The organism is Butyrivibrio sp. AE3009, assembly GCF_000420845.1.
Lineage (GTDB): Bacteria > Bacillota > Clostridia > Lachnospirales > Lachnospiraceae > Butyrivibrio.
The window spans coordinates 21,353-41,970 of the sequence record NZ_ATVS01000023.1 but is presented as its reverse complement, the minus strand read 5'-3'; the positions used below and the strand labels follow the sequence as shown (position 1 = coordinate 41,970).

At 46.7% G+C, this 20,618-nt stretch carries 18 protein-coding genes; 5 read left to right on the top strand and 13 right to left on the bottom strand.

What is annotated here, in order from left to right:
- Window positions 1-17: 17 nt before the first annotated feature.
- The 6 genes from G588_RS0112285 to G588_RS0112260 are packed head-to-tail and all read right to left on the bottom strand — an operon-like array spanning window position 18 to window position 5,061.
- Window positions 18-890, bottom strand: a complete 873-nt coding sequence (locus tag G588_RS0112285) for a carbohydrate ABC transporter permease (RefSeq protein ID WP_022779037.1) — start codon at window positions 888-890, stop codon at window positions 18-20.
- Between the two features lie 18 nt (window positions 891-908).
- Window positions 909-1,799 (bottom strand): carbohydrate ABC transporter permease, encoded by an 891-nt coding sequence (locus G588_RS0112280; protein ID WP_022779036.1) that lies wholly within the window; start codon window positions 1,797-1,799, stop codon window positions 909-911.
- A complete protein-coding gene (locus tag G588_RS0112275) occupies window positions 1,796-2,896 on the bottom strand; it encodes an ABC transporter ATP-binding protein (protein ID WP_022779035.1) in 1,101 nt (366 codons plus the stop codon). Before G588_RS0112275 ends, G588_RS0112280 begins: the two co-directional genes overlap by 4 nt.
- A gap of 18 nt (window positions 2,897-2,914) precedes the next feature.
- A complete protein-coding gene (locus tag G588_RS22785) occupies window positions 2,915-3,085 on the bottom strand; it encodes a DUF6472 family protein (protein ID WP_022767772.1) in 171 nt (56 codons plus the stop codon).
- Complete coding sequence (locus G588_RS0112265; protein ID WP_022779034.1) at window positions 3,082-3,414, bottom strand: cupin domain-containing protein; 333 nt, start codon at window positions 3,412-3,414, stop codon at window positions 3,082-3,084. The genes G588_RS22785 and G588_RS0112265 overlap by 4 nt, the downstream gene beginning before the upstream one ends.
- A 15-nt stretch (window positions 3,415-3,429) precedes the next feature.
- Window positions 3,430-5,061, bottom strand: coding sequence for an ASKHA domain-containing protein (locus G588_RS0112260; protein WP_022779033.1), 1,632 nt, complete (start codon window positions 5,059-5,061; stop codon window positions 3,430-3,432).
- A 135-nt stretch (window positions 5,062-5,196) separates the two neighbouring features.
- Between G588_RS0112260 and G588_RS0112255 the strand changes: the two genes are divergently transcribed.
- The 5 genes from G588_RS0112255 (at window position 5,197) to G588_RS0112235 (ending at window position 11,890) form a co-directional block, all read left to right on the top strand.
- Window positions 5,197-6,405 carry an SPFH domain-containing protein gene (locus G588_RS0112255; protein ID WP_022779032.1) on the top strand — a complete coding sequence of 403 codons (1,209 nt, stop codon included), beginning with the start codon at window positions 5,197-5,199 and terminating at the stop codon, window positions 6,403-6,405.
- A 20-nt stretch (window positions 6,406-6,425) separates the two neighbouring features.
- Window positions 6,426-7,484, top strand: a complete 1,059-nt coding sequence (locus G588_RS0112250; protein ID WP_022779031.1) for a hypothetical protein — start codon at window positions 6,426-6,428, stop codon at window positions 7,482-7,484.
- Between the two features lie 42 nt (window positions 7,485-7,526).
- Window positions 7,527-8,399, top strand: coding sequence for a TPM domain-containing protein (locus G588_RS0112245; protein ID WP_026668757.1), 873 nt, complete (start codon window positions 7,527-7,529; stop codon window positions 8,397-8,399).
- 88 nt (window positions 8,400-8,487) lie between these two features.
- Window positions 8,488-10,203 carry a sensor domain-containing diguanylate cyclase gene (locus G588_RS0112240; RefSeq protein WP_155830791.1) on the top strand — a complete coding sequence of 572 codons (1,716 nt, stop codon included), beginning with the start codon at window positions 8,488-8,490 and terminating at the stop codon, window positions 10,201-10,203.
- On the top strand, window positions 10,196-11,890 hold the full coding sequence (locus G588_RS0112235) for a GGDEF domain-containing protein (RefSeq protein WP_022779028.1): 1,695 nt from the start codon (window positions 10,196-10,198) through the stop codon (window positions 11,888-11,890). Before G588_RS0112240 ends, G588_RS0112235 begins: the two co-directional genes overlap by 8 nt.
- Window positions 11,891-11,898: 8 nt before the next feature.
- On the opposite strand, the gene G588_RS0112230 is transcribed toward G588_RS0112235, so the two are convergent.
- The 7 genes from G588_RS0112230 to G588_RS0112200 form a co-directional block, all read right to left on the bottom strand.
- Window positions 11,899-13,029, bottom strand: coding sequence for an SLC13 family permease (locus G588_RS0112230; RefSeq protein WP_022779027.1), 1,131 nt, complete (start codon window positions 13,027-13,029; stop codon window positions 11,899-11,901).
- 36 nt (window positions 13,030-13,065) lie between these two features.
- Window positions 13,066-13,428, bottom strand: a complete 363-nt coding sequence (locus G588_RS0112225; protein ID WP_022779026.1) for a hypothetical protein — start codon at window positions 13,426-13,428, stop codon at window positions 13,066-13,068.
- Between the two features lie 34 nt (window positions 13,429-13,462).
- Window positions 13,463-15,292, bottom strand: a complete 1,830-nt coding sequence (locus G588_RS0112220; protein ID WP_022779025.1) for a glycoside hydrolase family 27 protein — start codon at window positions 15,290-15,292, stop codon at window positions 13,463-13,465.
- An 86-nt stretch (window positions 15,293-15,378) separates the two neighbouring features.
- Window positions 15,379-16,875 carry a carboxypeptidase M32 gene (locus tag G588_RS0112215; RefSeq protein WP_022779024.1) on the bottom strand — a complete coding sequence of 499 codons (1,497 nt, stop codon included), beginning with the start codon at window positions 16,873-16,875 and terminating at the stop codon, window positions 15,379-15,381.
- Between the two features lie 45 nt (window positions 16,876-16,920).
- Complete coding sequence (locus G588_RS0112210; RefSeq protein WP_022779023.1) at window positions 16,921-17,214, bottom strand: hypothetical protein; 294 nt, start codon at window positions 17,212-17,214, stop codon at window positions 16,921-16,923.
- A 121-nt stretch (window positions 17,215-17,335) separates the two neighbouring features.
- Complete coding sequence (locus G588_RS0112205) at window positions 17,336-18,967, bottom strand: DUF6020 family protein (protein WP_022779022.1); 1,632 nt, start codon at window positions 18,965-18,967, stop codon at window positions 17,336-17,338.
- An 826-nt stretch (window positions 18,968-19,793) separates the two neighbouring features.
- Window positions 19,794-20,618 (bottom strand): response regulator, encoded by an 825-nt coding sequence (locus G588_RS0112200; protein WP_022779021.1) that lies wholly within the window; start codon window positions 20,616-20,618, stop codon window positions 19,794-19,796.

Here is a 20,618-nt window from a genome sequence, read left to right as displayed (position 1 = left end):
ATTATGAATCATTTTTGTCAGCCCTTTGTTCCGCCTCTTGCGACGCCTTCCATTATCTTGTGTCTGAAGATCAGAAAGATAAGAACCAGCGGCACAGAAACAACTACGACCGCCGCCATCATTGCAGGCACGTTCTCTCTTCCGAAGCCGTTTTCCCTGATCTCCTGTATTCCGTTTGATAAAAGGAAATAATTCTTATCATCGGTGATAAGTCTTGGCCACACGTAGCTGTTCCAGCACTCGATGACCTTCAGTATAGTAACGGTCACCAGTGTGGGCCTTGATATTGGCAGCATTACCTTAAGCAGATACCTGAAATCAGAGGTTCCGTCCACCTTGGCAGCCTTGTAGAGTTCCTCCGGGATCTGTTCAAAGTTCTCCTTCAATAGATAGATGTAAAACACCGAGGTCACCGAAGGAAGGATCAGACCTGTGAAGGTATTTCTCAGGTTAAGATTGGTTATGGTGACGTAGTTGGTGATGATGACAAGCTCATTGGGAATCATCATCAGTGACAGAAACAGTGTGAACACTATGTCTTTTCCCTTGAAATCAAGCCTTGCAAAGGCAAAGGCCGACAGGATCACCACGATCATCATAAGGCCCGTTGTTATCACCGTGAAAATAAAGGTGTTGAGATAATACCTGGCCAGAGGCACCGCAGTGAAGGCCTGGACGTAATTCTCAAGAGTGGGGTTTAGTGTGAAGAATTTGGGTATGTACTCCGAGTTGTAGGAGCCATAGCTTTTGACCGAAGTAAGTATCATCCAGTAAAAAGGGAACAGCACCAGCACCGCCCACACAGTCAGTAAAGCGTACCTGATAACTCCCCGCAGCGTATTCTGGATTCTCGTATTTGCTTCGACAGTTTTTATATCCTGATTGTTCATCTTTTTTCTCCGACGAAGTTAGTGATAATAAACGGTCTTTCTGCTGACCATAAGGTTAATGGTGGTTATGGTAAATACGATGGCAAAAAGGATAAGTGCCGCCGCTGATGCATAGGAAGGATATCCTCCGCTGTTACCGTAGAGCATGTCGTATACATAACCAACAATTGTGTTCATTCCCGCAGCATTGAGGTCCGTTCCGAAGAGGGCAACCTCGTCGCTGTAGGCCTTGAAAGCCCCGATGAAGCCTGTGATCACGAGGTAAAAGACCATTGGTGATATCATGGGCAGCGTTATCTTGTAAAAAATCCTGAAGGGTCTTGTGTCGTCCACCCTTGCCGCCTTGTAGTACATGGGATTGACGGAGGACAGCGCACTTGTAAGGATCAGGATCTTGAAGGGCATTACAGTCCATATGGTATAGAAGCACATAACGAACATCTTGGCCCAGTAGGGACCGTCGATAAAATCAACACCCTTGCCGCCGAAGGTCTGTATCAGTATGGAGACAAGGCCGTCGGAGTAGGGAGTTTTTTTGAACAAAACCATGAAAACAAGACCTACAGCCAGCGTATTGGTGACGTAGGGCAGAAAATATACGGTCTGGTAAAAGTCTCTGAGAACCTTGATGGAACTAAGGCCAAGGGAAATCAAAAGAGCGATTCCGGTGGAAAGAGGAACCGTTATGATAACAATAATGAAGGTATTCTTAAGAGCCTGGATGAAATAGGGATCCCTAAGGACATAGGAATAATTGTAGGTTCCCGTTCCAAAGTAGCTCTGGGATGCAAAGTTATAACCTTCCTCAAAGGAATATACCAGAACGTCCACGAGAGGATAGACCATGAATATCCCTAAGAATAAGATGGCCGGAAGAAGACACAGCCACGCTGTCAGATTCTTCTTCATGCTTCCACCCTGATCCTTTCCTCACTGCCCTTGTCAAAGAGTCTAACTTTGGAAGGTTTAAGAGCAAAACGAACACTTCCGTCCTTGGAGTCTATAAGCTCCTCGGAGGGAATGATGGCTCTTATGTTTTCCCCAAGGAAATTGCCGTGTCTTGCGATGACGCTGGTATCGCGGCCCATGACTTCACGGCCTATGAATTCGCAGATAAGGGGACCGCTTGGATCCACAACAAAACCCTCGGGTCTTACAGCGACATATACATCTCCGTCTCTGACTCCGGGTGCGTCGCAGACCTGCGCCTTATCTATATATACTTTTTCACCTATTACTTCACCGGTAAAAACGTTGATCTGGGGAGTCCCCAGGAACTTGGCAACAAAAAGGTTGATGGGATCGTCATAGATGTCCTGAGGCTTGCCCATCTGCTGCAGAACTCCGTCCTTCATTACGACGATGGTGTCGGAAATGCTCATGGCTTCTTCCTGGTCATGGGTTACAAATACAGTGGTGATACCGGTCTCCAGCTGTATTCTCTTAAGTTCCTCTCTGGTCTGGAGCCTGAGCCTTGCATCAAGATTGGATAAGGGCTCGTCAAGAAGAAGCACCTGGGGTCTCTTAACCAGTGCTCTTGCGATGGCAACTCTCTGCTGCTGTCCGCCGGACATCTCATTGGGCTTTCTGTCCAGAAGCTCTTCAATCTGTACGAGCTTGGCGGCCTCCAGGACTTTTTCCTCCATCTGCTGTTTGGTGAGCTTCTTGTCACCTCTAAGATTCTCAAGCGGGAATCTGATATTCTCTCTGACGCTTAAGTGGGGATACAGGGCATAGTTCTGAAACACAAGTCCCACGCCTCTTTTCTCAGGCGCAAGCGCTGTGACGTCCAGGTCCCCAAAATATATTTTGCCCTCGGTGGGCTTCTCAAGTCCGCAGATCAGATTGAGAGCGGTACTTTTGCCGCAGCCCGAAGGTCCCAGAAGGCCAATTAATTTACCGTCCGGGATTGTAAAATCAAAATCATTTACCGCCACAACTTCGTCCCTGATCTTCTTGTTCCTGTTGGGGAAGCGTTTGGTCAGGTGCTCTAATACTATTTTCATAACTGCTCCTCGTCTGTTTTAGATCTGATGTCTCACTACCTTGTATTCGTCCCCATCCTGGTAGTATGGGCATTCCTTGTTATTGCCGGACATGAGTCTGTAATAGTCATCTTCGTCCATGTTGACCATACAGGTGTAGCACTCCCAGTCCTCGTCATATACATAATTGGCACAGCTGTCACAGATCATACAAAATCCTCTCTCATGGGGTTAAAGATGTCAAGGAGAATTCCCGCTTCAAGGCAGGTGCAGCCGTGGATCACATCGTTCATCTTAAGCATGGTATCTCCGGCCTTAACTACCTTTTTAACCCCGTCTATCTCAAATTCGAATTCGCCGCTGACAACATAGGTTATCTGGGTGTGTGGGTGGTGATGAAGGGCTCCCACTGCGCCTTTTTCAAAGGTATTCTCAACGCACATAAGGTCGTCTGTGTAGGCAAGAACTCTTCTTACCACTCCATTTCCCTGATCCTGAGGCTCTGCGTCCTTGTGAAATACCCATCTCTCATCCTTCATATTCTATTTCCTCCGTTAAAAGTTCATTGCTTCAAGATATGCTTCGTCAAAGCTGTCAATTGCCGCCAGTTCCACTGTTTGGGCCGTATCAGTGATGTGCCCAAGCTTTGCATCGGCAGCCGCCTCACTCTCACTTCCTAAAAGGACTGCTGCAGTGTACATAGCTGCCCCCTTAAGTGATGTGTTACCGGCTGCAATTATCTTACCATCAAATCCTTCGGGAAACATCCTAAGTCTTGCAATTTTCTCCGGAATAATATGGCTTCCGAAGCCTCCTGCAATATAGACCTTGTCAGGAATCATCTCTCCCACAAGGGTTCCGGCCCCGGTTAGTATTGCGGCCTTGGCAAGCTGGACATTTCTGATATCCTGCTGAGTGAAACGGATCTGTCCGTCCTCTGTGACAGGAAAGCCTTCATCAAAATATTCGTCGGATAAAAGGCCTGTCTCGTCCATGATACCGCTCCTTGCAAGCTCGGAAGTTATCTCACATACTGCGGTTCCGCAGAGGCCGATTGGTGGCTGCGCGGAAGATGTACCCTGCCTCTGTATTGTTTCATACTTCGCTCTGCTTGTTGTTTCATCTATTTCCACGTGGCTGATGGCCCCGGGAATACTTGCCACTCCGCAGCTGATACCGCCAGCCTCAAAGACAGGGCCTGCTGCAGCAGAGGTAACCTTAAGGTTCTCGCCGTCAAAAAAGGCCATCTCTCCGTTGGTTCCAAGGTCAATGAAAAAGTATCTCTCTTCGCCGCGTAATGTAAGGCTAAACAGCCCCCCTACGATATCTGCGCCGGCAAAGGATGAGATTCCGGGCAGGATCGTGAGCTTAGCGCCCCGGATACTGCCAAAAAGCCTGTCCGAATCCATTTTTACCATTGCTGTGGACACTGGTGTGTAGGGATATTTCCCAAGTCCCGATGCATCCATGCCTTCAAGGAGATGCAGCATCGTGGTGTTGCCGGCAATGGTGATGGCTCCGATGGAAGGATTATTAGAAATATCGCCTGTGGAACCTCCGCCGAATTCTTTTATAAGTTCTTGTATGAGTTCTTCAATATCAGTTATGACAAGGCTTTGCAGCTCTTTGGCTGTCTCGCTGTCCTCAGCGGCTGCAATCCTTGATATCACGTCGTTTCCGTATTTGCGCTGGTGATTGACACAGCTGGCGGTTCCAAGGACCTCGTAGGACGGCGAATCATCTGATCTGTTGCTGTCTGTAGCGGGCCTTATCAAGGCTGCGGCAATGGTGGTTGTGCCAAGGTCGATGGCGATGCCGAGGTTGTCTGATTTACCTATCGCCCGGTCTGTACCTTTTTTCACCGTCTCTATGCTTATGTTCTCTTCGTCCACTGCATCCGTAAGACTTATGGCACAGTTATCTTCAAGGATGCACCTGCATAAGAGCCTGTAGCCCTGAAATATTTCCTCCTCTGTCAGCTTAGCCTTTTCATCGTCACGGGCTTCCGGCGCGCCTTTAGTAAACCTGACTCTGCATCTGCCGCATCTTCCTGCGCCTGTGCAGGGAAGACTGTAGGAGATACCGGTGGAATCCAGGAGATCCTTAAGCTTAGTGCCCTGCACAGAGGTCAGATCGTAGGTCCGGTCATATGTAATTATCGTTACTTTAATCTCATCCGCCTTCATACATCACTAGTTTAGCACAAAAAAGTTGGAATTTTCCCAGCAAATGTGCGAAAATAGGTAATGTCAGACAATTCGACAATTATATAGTCAAAAAATTATTAAGACATAAATTTGTACATATGAAAGGAGATTGTTATGGGAATTATTTCTGCAGCACTTCAGGCTGGCGGCAGCGTTTTGGCGGATCAGTGGAGAGAGTACTTCTACTGCCCTTCACTTCCGAACGATGTGCTTCTTACAAAGGGTGAGAACAAGCCCGGAAGAGGTCAGAACAAAAAAGGAACAACCAACGTAATATCCAACGGCTCAATCATCGCCGTTAACGAAGGTCAGTGTATGATTCTCGTTGATCAGGGACAGATCACTGAGATCTGTGCTGAGGCAGGCGAATTTGTATATGACGCATCTTCCGAGCCTTCAGTATTCTACGGAGACCTGGGTGAGAACATCGTTGCCAGCTTCAAGCAGTGGGGCAAGAGAATCGGCTTTGGCGGCAGCGCAGGAACCGATCAGAGAGTATATTTCATCAACACCAAGGAGATCCTTGGCAACAAATATGGCACAGTTAACCCTGTTCCTTTCCGTGTTGTTGATACAAATATCGGCCTTGATATGGACGTAAGCATCAAGTGTCACGGCGAATACAGCTATCATGTTATCGACCCTGTTCTTTTCTACAAGAACATCTGCGGCAACGTTGACGGCGAATTCAGAAAAGACAAGATTGAATCACAGCTTAAGAGCGAGCTTCTTACAGCACTTCAGCCCGCATTTGCGAAAATCTCCGAGATGGGCATCAGATACAGCGCTCTTCCGGGACACACAACCGAGATCGCAGATGCACTCAACGACGTTCTGTCCAAGAAGTGGCGTGAATTCTACGGTATCGAGATCTCTTCCTTCGGCGTAAGCTCAGTTACAGCAAACGAGGAAGATGAGAAGACAATCAAAGAGCTCCAGAGAGCAGGCGCTCTTCGTAATCCCAATATGGCAGCTGCAACAATCGCAAGTGCTCAGGCACAGGCAATGCAGGATGCTGCCAAGAATACTAATGCAGGCCCTATGATGGCCTTTGCAGGAATGAACATGGCTCAGCAGGCAGGCGGTATGAACGCAGGTCAGCTCTTTAACATGGGCGCTCAGCAGGCAGCTCCCGCTCCTGCTCCTTCGATGGCTCCTTCCGGCGCTTCCTGGACCTGCTCCTGCGGCGCTGTTAACAGCGGCAACTTCTGCACACAGTGCGGCTCCAAGAGGCCTGCAGCAGGCTGGACCTGCTCCTGCGGCGCAGTAAACACCGGCAATTTCTGCAGCCAGTGCGGAAGCCCCAGACCGGCTAACCAATAATTGTTCTACAGAGGATAATAATGGCTTTACAAGAATATGAATGCCCCGCCTGTGGCGGGGCAATGGAATTTAACCCCAAAACTCAGAAGATCAAGTGTCCCTACTGTGATTCCGAGTTTGATGTAAAAGATTATGTGGCCAATCACAACTCAACCAGCAGCGGTGAAGCCGTGGAAAGTAGTTCCCAGGGGCAGACAGGTCCCGAGACACAGATGTATATCTACCACTGCGGTTCCTGCGGCGGTGAGATTCTTGCCACAGAATCCCTTGGTTCAATGAAATGCCCCTTCTGCAGCAACAACGTTGCGGTAAGTGAGAAGTTCACAGGAGAATTTAAGCCCGACTACATCATCCCCTTCAAGAAGACTAAGGAAGATGCCATCGCAGCTTACACCGGATATGTCAAATCCAAGAAGCTCCTGCCCAAGGTCTTTTTTGAAAAAAATCATATCGATGAGATAAAAGGTGTCTATGTGCCCTTCTGGCTCTTTGATGCAACCGAGAGTTTCCAGGGTTACTATGAGGGAACCAGAGTCAGAACCTGGAGCGACAGAAACTACAACTACACAGAGACCAAGTTCTATGACATCCGCAGAGAAGGTACCGAAGACTTCGAAAAGGTTCCGGTAGACGGATCCAAAGAGATGCCCGATGACCTTATGGAGTCCCTGGAGCCCTTTGACCAGAGCGAGCTTGCTCCCTTTAACATGGCATATCTGGCCGGATTTCTGGCAAACAAATACAATGTCAGTGCCTCAGAGTCACAGCCCAGAGCCCTTGACAGAATTAAGACCTCTGTGGCCTCAGACTTTAGAGCCACCGTATCAGGCTACGGCTCCGTAAGACCCATTACCGAGAATGCAGGGACCCTGCGTACCTCCAATAAGTATGCCCTTTATCCCTGCTATATCCTGAGTACCACCTGGGAAGGCAAGAACTACATCTTTGCCATGAACGGACAGAGCGGCAAATTCGTGGGTGACCTGCCCTTTAGCATGAAGGAAGCCCTGAAATACTACTTCCCCATCGCAGGAGTTGCAGCGGCCATAGCCTATTTCATCTTTTATTTCTTTATGTGATTTTGCGTAATTCTAAGACAGAGACTGGAATTTTGAATTTAAATGAAAATAAAAATTAGTAACCCTATAATTAAATATTTGGTGAGCCTTACTCTCATCCTTGCTTTTATGCTTGTTCCTTCGCTCACAGCCTCGGCATTTGATGATCTCTGGGACTCCTACGAAGTTCCGGACACCAGACAGAAGCCTCTGGTCTACGATACCGCGGACCTTTTAAGTGACAGCGAAGAAGCACAGCTCCTTGAATACTTTCAGTCAATCAGCAAGGCTCACAACTGTAACGTCTGCGTACTTACCGTAGATGATTATTCAGGCGACATACAGGATTTTACAGATGATTATTTCGACTATAACGGAATGGGAGCTGAGTATGGTGACAGCGGCGTCCTCTTCATGATCGCCATGGGGGACAGATCCTTTTGCTGGTGCACTGACGGAATAGGTAACATAGCCTTTACCGACTATGGAAAAGATAAGATCATTGACGAAATGATGGATGATCTTTCTTCGGGATATTATTATAATGCACTAAAGATCTACGGCGATTATGCCGATAAATATTTACAGATGTACGAAGAGGGCACTCCTTACGATATCGGTGCAAGAGCCCCAAGAAGTGCCTCAGATCTGGCCTTTGGCGGCCTTGTATGTATCCTCATAGGCCTGGTAGTTGCCATTATTCCGATTCTTATCATGAAGGCCCAGCTAAACACCGTACACATGAATGCATCCGCTCAGGGCTATCAGTCCCACAAGGGCATTAATCTGACACTGCATAACGACTCCTACAGAACAATGAGAGTTACCAAGACTCCCATTCCCAGGGACAGCGACTCTAGAGGCTCAGGCGGAGGCACCACGCTTCATACATCAAGCTCCGGCCACAGCCACGGCGGCGGCCACGGACATTTCTAATCCTACAACTGTTTGATTGCGAGGTTAATCAGTGAAAATAGGAAGCAAAGTCAGTACATTTCTATGTACATCTTTGGCCATCCTGATTATGTCATATGCACTTTATCTTTTGGGATCGGCAGGGATCAGTACCGAAAGTCGCTACGACCTTGTCCAGCTCGAGCAGGGCTGGACTGTTAGTCGTGGGGATGATTCGTTCAAGACCGATTCCCTCTCTAAGACTTCCGTCGGCGTTATGAACAAAGGCGACTTTGTCACCATCACTTCTACTCTTCCTTCCGACGGCATTACCCCGGCTACTATCGAATTTCGCTCCATCCTGTCCACCGTTGATATTAAAATTGACGGTCAGCCATACTACAGCTATGGTCAGGAGCTTGCGGAAAAAGGCAAAATGATGCCCAAGATAATGCATTTCGTCAAACTTCCTGATGATTACCGGGGTAAAACGATAGAAATCACCATGACAGCCCAGGAAAACAACGCTTTCTCCGGAATCTCACCTATACTGTTTGGTAACTACAACGACATTGTAAGAAATCTTGTTGAGAAGGACAGAATAGCCCTTGTCATCGGTATTTTCCTGACAACCCTGGGCTTTATCCTTCTTATCCTGGCGCCCTTTTTTGTTTTGTCCAAAAGAAAGGATTTCAGTATCGGTTTTGAAGGACTTTTATCCATCTTCATGGGTGCTTACATCCTTAGCTACAACGACATCCTCTGGTACCTGTCAGACAAAGCTGAGTTTTACACCTTTATCGAATACTTCTCACTGTTTTCACTTCCCATGGCAATTCTGGGCTTCATCGTGTCCGCAAGGCAGGTAATCGCAAGGAAATTCCTTATTGGTTTCTTTATCCTGAATACCGCTTTTGCCATTTTTACCACCCTTATGCATATCTTCAATATCATCCACATCTGTCATTTCGTGCAGTATCTCCACGCTTTGGCCATAGTGGAGGGTGTTGTTATCATACCGACACTGATAGTTCGCTTTGTCAAAAACACCAAGTCCGACGATATCTTCATTCAAAAGAACTACTCCACCTACATGCTCCTTCTGGGCCTCATCCTATTTATGGGCTGCTCCGTAGTTGATATCATCAAATTCAACATTCTGAAATTCGGGAGCATAGGAGAAGCCACCGCAAGGATCAATTTCATGACTGTAGGAGCCTTCATTTTCATCATCTGTCTGATCCTCAATTACTTCTTCCACAGTATTGAATATATTCACGAGATTTCGGTTCAGCAGCGCCTGGAGGGCCTGGCCTACACCGATGCCCTCACCGGTCTCTCCAACAGAGCCAGGTGCGAACAGGCTCTGGCTAATCTTAAGGACGATTACACAATAATCAGTATTGATCTTGATTATCTCAAATATACCAACGACAATTACGGCCATTTTGCAGGAGATAAGCTTCTTAGCGGCTTTTCAGACATTCTGAAGGAGAGCTTTGCGGATGCTCATATAGTTGGAAGAATGGGCGGTGATGAGTTTATTGCCATTCTCCCTTATATCAACGAGGAGAAATGTCTTAAGGATCTTAAGAACATGCAGGACCTTATGAGCGAGAAATCAGCCAAGGAGAGCCCTATGCGCTACTCCGCATCCTATGGCTATGCCACCAGTAAGGATGAGAAGGTTCAGCCCGGACCCACTGCCCAAAACGTCTACCTTCTTGCAGATGCCCGCATGTATTCCATGAAAAAGAAGCATCATAACCAGTCTCTCGGAAGACTCTATGATGACCTCTTAAAAGCCATGGGCAAAAAATCGGAAGGAGGTGACAGCGATGAATAAAACCCGCCTTCTGAGAATTGTTGCCGCCATCTTCATTGCTCTCGTAGCTGTCACCATTCTGCGCTATATACTTGGCTTTACCCCCAAGGGCGAAATTATTAAGCTTGATACCGGATGGAACGTCAGCATCAATTCCAATACCTATGAAAACGTCGATATTACCAAGATATATCAGATCTTTGATGGGAAACTGCAAAAAAATGACAGGGTCTCCATGTGGATCACCCTGCCGGATGCAGGTAAGCTGGACTTCCCCGTACTGCATTTCAAGAGCCGCTATACGACCCTTAGCTGCTATATTGATGACAATCTCATTTATGAATACGGCCTGATGGACTATGCGGATGGCAAGCATATCGGTAAAGTCAACCACTTTATAACTCTTCCGGAGGACTACGCCGGCAAAACAGTCAGATTCACCATGTATGTAGGAGAGAAAAATCCCTTCTCCAGCCTGGAGCCTGTTACCCTGGGTTCACAGCCTGACGTAGAGAGAATGCTGACCCATGATAATAATCAGATCATTATCACAGGCTTCTTCTTGCTGGCCTTTGGTCTTGCCTTCCTATGCATAACACTGTTTTTCATAACCTCGGTACCGGAAGTAATAACGCTTCTGATAGGCTCAGTGTTTAGCATGTCCATGGGACTGTGGCTTCTTAGCTGCTACAACATCCTCTCGATGTATATGAACGCCCCCGACGAAACTATTATCGAGTACATCACAATGTATTCAATGGTTCCGTTCTGCTACGTAATGCTGTATCTGATCCAGAATATCGAGAATAAAAAGCTGTATCTGATAACCGCCATTGTGGGATGTACGATTCCCATTATGCAATATATTCTTCACTTCGTGTTTGGTATACATCTGCGTTCAACACTTCTGTTGTACCATGTGGACGGACTTGTGGGTTTTGGTCTTATCATATACTTTGCCCAGAAGAACCTGAGGAAAAGAGATATTTCCTCCTCTTCAATGATACAGATGGCCGGCCTGTGCGGCTTCACCTCGGCGGAGGTGGTTCACCTTCTGTTCTACTTTGCAAGTACCCTGCTCCACATAAGTATTTATCAGCCTCTGGAAAAGGGAATAATCTCCATCGGCTGTATCTATTTTGCAATGTGTCAGCTGGCCAACTATCTCGTCAACATCGCTGAGACCTATGCTACCAAAAAAGAGAATATCTCTCTTTCTCATCTGGCCTATGCAGACGGTCTTACCAACCTTGCGAACAGGGCAAAGTCCGACAGCTGCCTCCAAAGCCTCAACGACACAGAGGATGATTACTGCATTATCAGCATCGACCTCAACGGTCTGAAACCCGTAAATGACAAATTCGGTCATCTGGCCGGGGATAAGTATATTAAAGATTTTGCCAAAGTGCTGGGAAATACCTTCGGTGATGATACCTTCAAAGCCAGAATAGGCGGAGATGAATTCCTTGTTATCATCAAGGATTCTTCAGTCGTGGATGTAAGTGCCCTGATCGGGCGCATGAACTCGGCGCTGAACGTTCTCAACGCCCTCTATCCCGAATATCGAAGGAGCGTGTCCACAGGCTATGCCTTCAGACATGAATGCCCGGGCCAGAGCTCCCATGAAGTATACCTCCTCGCAGATCAGCGCATGTATGAACTTAAGCGCAAGATGCACGAGGAGCTGGGAATGCATATGAGGCTGTAGGGATATTATCAGCCTATGATCAGATGAAGTACTACAAGAATTGCCAGATACAAAACATTCATCAGGGTGAATACCAGCAGGTATTTGCCCTGATTTTCTCTGTATTCCTGAGTATATGACTTGTAGGAAATAAGACTTGCCATCGATGCAATAAGGGTTCCAAGGCCGCCCACATTAACTCCTATTAAAAGCTCCGTGTAGCTACCGGTAAATCCTGACAGCATCAGTGTCGCAGGCACATTACTGATGAACTGGCTGGCGATGACTGCCACTGCAAATTCATGATTCTCAACCACAGACTTAAGGAAATCACTGACAGAATGAATTTTGGCCATATTTCCCGTAAATATGAAAAAACCAATAAAAGTAAGAAGCAGGATATAATCTGCTCTTCCGATTATCTTTGGAGATATGATCATCACGGTAAAAAGTATTATCAGTGCGGTAATATACCAGGGGATAACACGAAGTACTGTAAGAAGCGCGATCACAAACAAAGCGCAGTATACCGCGATCTGCTTTTTGCTGCCTTCTTTTTCAGGCTCCATAATATCGCTGTTTGTAGCCAGCGTCCCCTTTTTCTCAGGTAAAAACAGTGTGGAAACAAAAAGAAGCACCGCTGCTGCCAGCGTATATGGAAGCATGGTTCCAAGGAAAGCCCCTATGGGCATTCCCGTAAGTCCGAAGAGGTACAGATTCTGAGGATTACCTATGGGTGTCAGCATGCTGCCAAGGTTGGCGGCGATGGTCTGAAGCACCACCACAGGAATCATGAGCTTTTCTTTGCGACAGCCCTTGAGGATCATGATTGCAAAGGGAACGAAGGTTATGAGCGCCACATCATTGGTGATGAACATACTGCTGATAAAGCATAATGCCACCAGCACCAGCGATAGCTGCCATGGACTTTTCACTTTCCTAAGGAGACTTCCCGCAACCTGCTCAAATACGCCGTTTTCCTTAAGTCCCTGAACGATCACCATAAGTCCCCAGAGAATTCCCAGAGACCTGAAGTCAATATATCCCAGGTATTCCCTGGATGGATGCACAAAAAAAGCCGATATTACGGCCAATACCCATGCTGCGATCAGCACCGGATCTGATTTTACCTTGTTAAAAATTGCTTTTACTGAATTCATTACTGCTTATATCCTACTTCTTATTTTCTACAATTATCAGGTGCTGTACAGTCTCTCAATGATTCTGTCCAGAACCTCCTCGGTCACATCTTCGGACAATCCGAACCTGTCCTCATCAAGGGGCAGCATTAATCCTCTCTGGTATACCTGCGCAATGGCATTGGCACAGGATCTGCACTCATATATGTCTCTTAGAGTCAGCGCCTTATCCCAGTCAACATCAGGAATATTAAGGATCCTTGTCATAAAAAGATGTACTACCCTGGCAGCAAGTCTTCTTGGAATCGCGCCGTCATGAAGGTAGTACTCAAAAAGGGAAACGTCCTCATCCGTGAGGTCGTTTCCTGTCTTTTCAAAGTATGCATCTATTAAAGACTGTGTAAATTTCTTACTGGTCATAACTATTTCCTCTGCACTCGAACGTCTATTGATATTACACGCTTTTTGGAGTAATTACAACTGTAATATTGTCACAGGCTCTAATTCCGTTAACTGAGAATACTCCATCAGTGTTTTCGGATATCTCTCCGGTCCAGAGATCCTTAACTTCATAGCAAGGAGCCTCCGATATCTTATCTCCCAGATACTTCTTAAGAAGAGCCATATCCACCTTGAATTCCTCATTCTTATCCTCTTCGGAGACATTGATGAAGCTAAGGGCAAATCTGCCTTCGGAAAGGGGCTTGGCCAGAATATCCACTCTGTCAATATCACGAATATATTCCTTGGAAGGGTCAGTTTCCGCAAGGGTCGAATATACTCTTTTGGCCTGAATTCCAAGACTGTCCTGATTAAGGGCAATGATATCCTTATTGGCGATTATGCCATAGAGGTCATCCCCCTTCGTAACTCTTCTAAGGTCAAGACCAAGCATAAGAGGTGAGTTCATCATAGCCCACATGGTCATATGCGTTCTGTTCTGCGTAAGATCAAGACCGTTCATTCCGATCATCAGCATATCCGGGTCATTCCAGCCCTTATCCAGGCCGGCGAACTCATCCATTATTACAGCCTTGCTGTACTGGGTAGTTACGCTGGTGGTATAGTCTCCGGTCCAGGTGCCAACACCGGGATCTCCGTCGCTTCCAACTCTGAAGGTGATGTCGTTAAGTATCCTCCAGGAATCGCAGACCTTGTAGCCCCAGTTTGCGGGCTGGGTCTTGCCCCACTCACAGGCTGAGTAGATGATTGTCTGGGAAGGGTCTGCCTCATTTAGTCCCTCAAGGAGCCTTGCGTAGGAGTTAAGGGTATTCTCCTGACGTCTGTGATTCATAAGACGGATCCTGCACTTGCCTTTTTTGAGCACTGCTGTTACTGCTGTGGAAGTGGGCTTCGTATGATCCGGCGGATTCTTGGGATCCTTGTTCTCATCGGTAATAACGGGGTGAGGTCCGAAGAAATCATCATAGAGATATAATGTCTTCCCTTCGTACTGCGCTGCGATCTGAAGCCAGCTTCCGATGCCGGATTCCGCGCCGTTTATATGGTCCACAAGAATCGTATACTCTCCGTCACTTGGGATCTCTGTGTCAAAAAAGATCTCGCCGCTCTCATCACCGACAGGAGAAGTCTCAGGTCCCGTTCCGTCGAAGGTTCCGATATTGCTAAAGAAATTTCTATCCTCAATAAGCTCCGTCCTTACGCCGTTTCCGCTGACCTGTAGGTTGACGCCGCAGGTGAAGGTCTCCTCCTTGCCCTGTCCCTTAAGGGTAACGGCATGAATAGCCGGGGCATAGGTGTATCGTGCATTGCAGGGGTTGGAAAAAGTAGCGTTGTCAAAAAGATAATAGCAGTTATCCACCTTCAGAAAGTCAACACCCCAGGATACATAGCTGGCTGCGTCCTGCTTCTCATGGCCGCAGGTTCCAACTGCTGCCCCGGCGCAGAGATTACTTCCGATATCATTGTACATTCCAAACTTAAGGCCCCTATCGTGAATGTAATCGGACAGCGCCTTGAAGCCGCTTGGGAACTTAACTTCTTCGTTGGAAAGAAGCCCGTCTACTCTCTCGTTCTTATAGCAGCCATCGTCGAGGACCACGTATTTATAGCCCAGTTTATCAAGACCAAGCTCTACCATTTTGTCCGCCATTGCCTTGGTGAGGGCCTCTGTGTTGCCGCTTCCGAAGGCATTCCAGGAATTCCAGCCCATGGCAGGGAGATGATTTTTCTTTTTTCCCAGAAGAACCTGTCCGTTTGAAAAAGAATCATATCTCCTGTCGTCATTTAATCTGTCGGGAGTTAACCCCTTGTATCCGTCCATTTTTTCATACCCCTCTTCATATTTTTACCGGGGTCAAAAAGTATTTGGCCCCGGCATTAGTTTGTAGCCCTATCAAAATATCCTGATCAAAGATTGTATATTCTTGTGTATTTGTCTGTGAAGTACTTGATAAGAGGCTTGGCTGACAGCTCCTGACCGCATACCTTCTCAAGGACTTCAGAAGAAATTCTTGTGGCGCCGTACTGATGGATGTTCTCCTTGAGCCATGCTGTGATCTTCTTGATATCGCCTGCTGCCAGGATGTCATCAATGCTGCCAAGGTCCTTCTCTATAGCTTCAAGGAACATTCCGTCGTAGATGCTGCCAAGAAGGTAGGAAGGGAAGTATCCGAAGCTTCCGTCCGACCAGTGCATATCCTGAAGGACACCCTCTGCATCTGTGCCCGGAGTGATGTGAAGAAGCTCCTGCATCTTGTCGTTCCATACCTTGGGAAGCTCCTCTACTGTCACGTTTCCTTTGAATATCTCTCTTTCAATCTCATATCTGAGAATTACGTGGAGGCAATAAGTAAGCTCGTCTGCCTCGGTACGGATGAAGCTGTTCTGTACGTGGTTGATCTCTCTGTAGAACTCCTCGATACCGATTTCCTTAAGCTCAGGGATCATCTCACACATCTTGGGCCAGATCGGCTTCCAGAAGTTGATGTTTCTTCCGAGAATGTTCTCATAGAATCTGGACTGACTCTCGTGAAGTCCCATGTAGTTAATGGTGCTGCCTGCCGTGCCCTCATACTTGTGGTCAACGTTCTGCTCAAAAAGGGCATGTCCGCCTTCGTGAATGGCCGAGAAAAGAGCCTCTATAAAAGCGTTCTCTTTGTAGTGATTGGTGATTCTGACATCATCAATGTTCATGTTGGTGGTGAAGGGATGCTCTGTCTCGCCCTGGCAGAATCTGTTCATATCCATTCCCATATACTCAACAATGTACTTGCAAACTTCCGCCTGTACATGAGCGGGAACCTTGAATGAAAATCTGGAGGAATCGGGCTGAGGTGCTGACACAACCTTGTTTACAAGGGGAACCAGCTCCTGTCTCAGTTCACCGAATACCTTGTCGATGGTCTCCTGAGTCATACCTTCCTCGTAGTCATCGATAAGAGCATCGTATGGATCCTTGTCGGGATCTGTGTAGCCCTCAACCTTCTTAACCATCTCGATGGTAGCGGCAAGGGGCTCTTTGTAAATGCTCCAGTCGTTAGTCTGCTTAGCCTTGGGCCATACAATTGCTGACTTATTAGTAGTCTTAACAAACTCCTCGTATACATCAGCAGGAAGACGTCTCATTTTATCAAGGGTCTTCTTGTTCTTTCTGATATCGAACTTCATTACGTCGTCAAGCTTCTCGAACTCCTCGGGCTCAGAGAGCTTGGTTACAAGCTCATAGTACTCATCGCTGGTGGATTTCTTGAAGCTCTCAGTTGAAAAATATGTAAGGGCATCGGAGAGCTTCTCCTTGGCTCCGTCGGGAGCTGTGGTCTCAAGATCCCAGTACATAAGGGAAGTTGCGTGATCTATAAAATTAAGTTCTTTCTTTTTCTCTAAATACTGTTCAAGTAATGTCATGCTGTTTCTCCTCGTAAAATAGTTATTGGCTGAAGGCAGATCTCCTTAGCCCTGAAGTCCTGCGGACTGTCTGATCATATCCTCTACCACGATGTCGTAGATCTCGCCCACGGTATTGCAGTACTCAAGCACCTTCCAGGGCTCGTTGGTATGGAAATGGATCTTCACAAGGTCCTCATCACCTGCGGCAATAAGAGAATTGCCCTCAAAATGAGTGGTGATGTAATCCGAGATCTCATCCTCATCCAGGTCCTTGTCTCTTCTGTCTATCAGAAGCTGTGTGTCATATCTGTATGCAAACTGATCGTCCTCTGCGTCAATACTATTAATTGGTTCCATGTTACCTCCTTGTCTGCTTGAAACGATTATCGCAACACACTGATTTTATCATTACCTCGTGGCACTGTCGAGATAAACCGTTCGTACCACAGCGCCCCACATCGCCGCAGCTACATAATCTCTACGCAGCTTTCCTCACAGCTTCTTCGTCTGCACTTGCTGCGGCAAAGCACTGCGGAAACAGAATCCCACATACCATAAGCGGCGCGGTGAAGAAAATGTACGCAACATAGCGCACGAAGGAAGCAGGCGCCAATAGCATAGACAGATATATGATGAATATAAGGGTAAAACTCCTGGCAAAACCACGGGAACCTTTTCGTGAAACGTAGATGCATGCCGCAATAGAAAACCAGAGCCAGAATCCCGGAGTCCAGATGTAATGAAGGATCGGAATCTTGTGGGGCCACATCTTAACGGAAATTGCTCTGTAGGCAATATCGATGTAGTTTCCTCCGAGATCACGCCAGCCGGGCATGTCAGTGACCCAGGCAAAATAACTCACCTGCTCATAGAGCCCCGAGCCCACAAAGCAGTCAAAGATAGCACCGGGGTACCACATCTCATAGCCGGTCAAGAGCCATGCATCAAAATATGCCTTGGGGTGCTTTATAAACATTTTGAGATAAACGGACATAAAGGCCCCCGGATCTTCAAGAATGACCTTGCCATCGACCTGTTCCTTCAGGTCATCTGCCACTTTATCGGAATACAGCTGCCATCTGTCGAGGCTCTGAAGGGATGTCAGGTACTCAAGATCTTCCTCTGAGAAGTCCTCAGGATAATAGTTGTAAACCCTTCCCAGCTGCTGGAGCGGAACAGCGAAGGCTTCCTGCTGCCCGTTCTTTTCTGCATCAAGTCCGTTTATGAGAGCAGAATTAATGGCAAAAAACAACACCAGCGATGTAAGAGAAATCATAATAAGCTTTCTTCTGTATTCTTTTTGGGCAAAACAAATAAGAAACGGGATAAACACGGCGAAGTCATAGATGCCGTTTTTGCGATATAACATGAAGAGCGTGGCAAACAGACCCATTAGCAGGAACCGCACCGGCTCTTTGCGGAATATTTCCGGAGTGCATAGAAGCGCAAGAACCTGCAGCGTGTACATCATCACGCACAGAATAAATGCTGAGTCCGTTGCGGAACACAGTACATACATTACAACAGGCGGGAAAAGGCCAAGAAATCCAAGGCAGATCATACGCACCGCCTTAGGGATGCGATATCTTATAAGTTCGCAGTACATATAGGTGAAAGCCCCGGCAAAAAGCACCATCTGAAGTGCAATATAGGAGAAAATCCCCAGGTTGTAATCCCCTGTCAGGTCATGCACGAAATTAATGAGGCTGCACATTGTATAGGTGTGGAAAAGCGGATGCCAGGTTGTATTGGCGTTTTTGGTAAAAAGAGAGATCTCTGTTCCGGCATCGTATGTGAAAAATCCCGGATAGACGCCCCACAGGACTAAGCCATAGGCGACGACAAGAAACAGAAAGACCGGTATGATCCTTGGAGCCAGCGCTTCCAAGCGGCCTTCATCCTCGATTAAACTTATATTGGCTGAGAGTTTGCTGCCGATTCTGTCAGCAAGTCTACCTATTATGGCAAACGCGACATAACAAAATGCAGCCATGACAACAAAAGAAAGGATCTCACCTGCCCCCGGAACATGTAAGGCCCCCTCCCTGTCTATCTGTCTGGCGATAGAGATGCAAAACGAAAAAACCACTGAAAAAATAACCTTGCTCAACTGACGATTCCCCCTTTTCGTCTGTTATTTCTCGTGTTAACGTTTACTCCTCTAAAGTATACACTATTTATCTGTAAAAAAATATATGATTCTTCATTCCTCTATCTTATCCGGATGTCTGTCAGGGCGCATCGATTCCCGGTTAGAGCGACATAGACCTTCTCCACGGGATCGTTGATGGTTGTGGTGCATTCAAGGTATACCCCAAGATTCTCAGCAGTCGTGATTATCCTGCTTCCCTTCCTATGGTATCCAGAAACAGAGGATATCCCATACTGTACATGGCATAAGCCAGAACGACGTTAACTATGATTCCGATAAGTGATAACAATATGTGTTGACCAAAACTGCCAATCTTTATTTTTGATAATCTATCTGCAGCCATGATTCACCATAGTAAAATACATAATCGCCCACATAAACGATTTATCGCATACCTATCCTCATTATATCAAACTTCGAGGGCTAAGCTTGTTAAAAAAGCATAAATAACTACAATTAAAACATTAAAAACTTCCATTACATGGTAAAAGCCCTGTAGCCGCAGCTGCAAGGCTTTTACCCCCCTCATAACATTAGTAAACCGCTTATCTTCTCATCTGAAAATAATTAGTGCCGACAGTAGCAGAATTGCAAACTGCAGCATAAAAACTCCTTCCATTACCAGTGCCACGAGCATTGTTGATGACATACTCCACAATCTCTTTTTCATACTCGGATTACCCCGCTTTTGCATAAACAAGTGTCTGATTCATTATCTGTATATAAGTCTACAACACGATGTCCTACAAAATGTCGTCACTGTCATACTATAATCTACGCTGATTTAGCATTCCTCCTGTAACTCAGTAAGATACCCTTCGGTCTCGCTGGACCAGGTATAGGAGTTCATGTACTCTCCGCGAAAACTGTCAATGGCAGCCTGATCTTTATCAAGGAACCGATACAGATCGCAGTCGATTTTCTCGGGAACAATGCGCATAAGTCCCTGCTCTGCCTCGAAGATATCTGAGATCCCGTATTCCTCAAGGCTGTCCTTCATGCTTCTTATTATGGTGTCAAAATACTTCTGCTTGGCCCTGTCATAATCGTCGTCCTCCCAGAGGATGTAGAACAGGTCCTTTCTTGCGATGAACTGGCCTCTGTGGTCCACAAGACAGGCCAACAGTTCTTTGGCCTTGGATCTCTTAAATACCACGGGTTTGCCGTTAACAAGAATATTGAAAAAGCCGAAGGTCTCAACCTTGGCCTTCACTTCATTACTACTTCCAGCTCCGGCTGTGACAGCAGGAGTTCCGGTTCCCAGAGCATACTCAATCTCTGAAAAAAGTTTCTCATAGCTCACGGGCTTGAGCAGATACCCTGTGGCGTGCATTGCATAGGCATCAATCGCGTATTCCGAATATCCGGTCAGAAAAATAATCTTGATATCCGGACATCTGTTTTTAATATTGGCGGCAAGCTCCAGGCCTCCCATTTCCGGCATATCTATGTCAAGAAGCGCCAGATCGGCCTTTTCCTCATCCAGATATTCCAGTGCCTCAAGGGCATTCATGAAGGATTCTACCTCTTCGAATTTATTGGTTTTTTTCACAAGAGAAACCGTCCTTGCAAGGATCAGTCCCTCATCATCAACACATATTGCTCTCAT

What these genes read in the sequence shown, in the direction of transcription:
- G588_RS0112285 (WP_022779037.1), bottom strand. Translation starts at nt 890, where the DNA reads ATGAACAATCAGGATATAAAAACTGTCGAAGCAAATACGAGAATCCAG.
- G588_RS0112280 (WP_022779036.1), bottom strand. Translation starts at nt 1,799, where the DNA reads ATGAAGAAGAATCTGACAGCGTGGCTGTGTCTTCTTCCGGCCATCTTA.
- G588_RS0112275 (WP_022779035.1), bottom strand. Translation starts at nt 2,896, where the DNA reads ATGAAAATAGTATTAGAGCACCTGACCAAACGCTTCCCCAACAGGAAC.
- G588_RS22785 (WP_022767772.1), bottom strand. Translation starts at nt 3,085, where the DNA reads ATGATCTGTGACAGCTGTGCCAATTATGTATATGACGAGGACTGGGAG.
- G588_RS0112265 (WP_022779034.1), bottom strand. Translation starts at nt 3,414, where the DNA reads ATGAAGGATGAGAGATGGGTATTTCACAAGGACGCAGAGCCTCAGGAT.
- G588_RS0112260 (WP_022779033.1), bottom strand. Translation starts at nt 5,061, where the DNA reads ATGAAGGCGGATGAGATTAAAGTAACGATAATTACATATGACCGGACC.
- G588_RS0112255 (WP_022779032.1), top strand. Translation starts at nt 5,197, where the DNA reads ATGGGAATTATTTCTGCAGCACTTCAGGCTGGCGGCAGCGTTTTGGCG.
- G588_RS0112250 (WP_022779031.1), top strand. Translation starts at nt 6,426, where the DNA reads ATGGCTTTACAAGAATATGAATGCCCCGCCTGTGGCGGGGCAATGGAA.
- G588_RS0112245 (WP_026668757.1), top strand. Translation starts at nt 7,527, where the DNA reads ATGAAAATAAAAATTAGTAACCCTATAATTAAATATTTGGTGAGCCTT.
- G588_RS0112240 (WP_155830791.1), top strand. Translation starts at nt 8,488, where the DNA reads ATGTCATATGCACTTTATCTTTTGGGATCGGCAGGGATCAGTACCGAA.
- G588_RS0112235 (WP_022779028.1), top strand. Translation starts at nt 10,196, where the DNA reads ATGAATAAAACCCGCCTTCTGAGAATTGTTGCCGCCATCTTCATTGCT.
- G588_RS0112230 (WP_022779027.1), bottom strand. Translation starts at nt 13,029, where the DNA reads ATGAATTCAGTAAAAGCAATTTTTAACAAGGTAAAATCAGATCCGGTG.
- G588_RS0112225 (WP_022779026.1), bottom strand. Translation starts at nt 13,428, where the DNA reads ATGACCAGTAAGAAATTTACACAGTCTTTAATAGATGCATACTTTGAA.
- G588_RS0112220 (WP_022779025.1), bottom strand. Translation starts at nt 15,292, where the DNA reads ATGGACGGATACAAGGGGTTAACTCCCGACAGATTAAATGACGACAGG.
- G588_RS0112215 (WP_022779024.1), bottom strand. Translation starts at nt 16,875, where the DNA reads ATGACATTACTTGAACAGTATTTAGAGAAAAAGAAAGAACTTAATTTT.
- G588_RS0112210 (WP_022779023.1), bottom strand. Translation starts at nt 17,214, where the DNA reads ATGGAACCAATTAATAGTATTGACGCAGAGGACGATCAGTTTGCATAC.
- G588_RS0112200 (WP_022779021.1), bottom strand. Translation starts at nt 20,618, where the DNA reads ATGAGAGCAATATGTGTTGATGATGAGGGACTGATCCTTGCAAGGACG.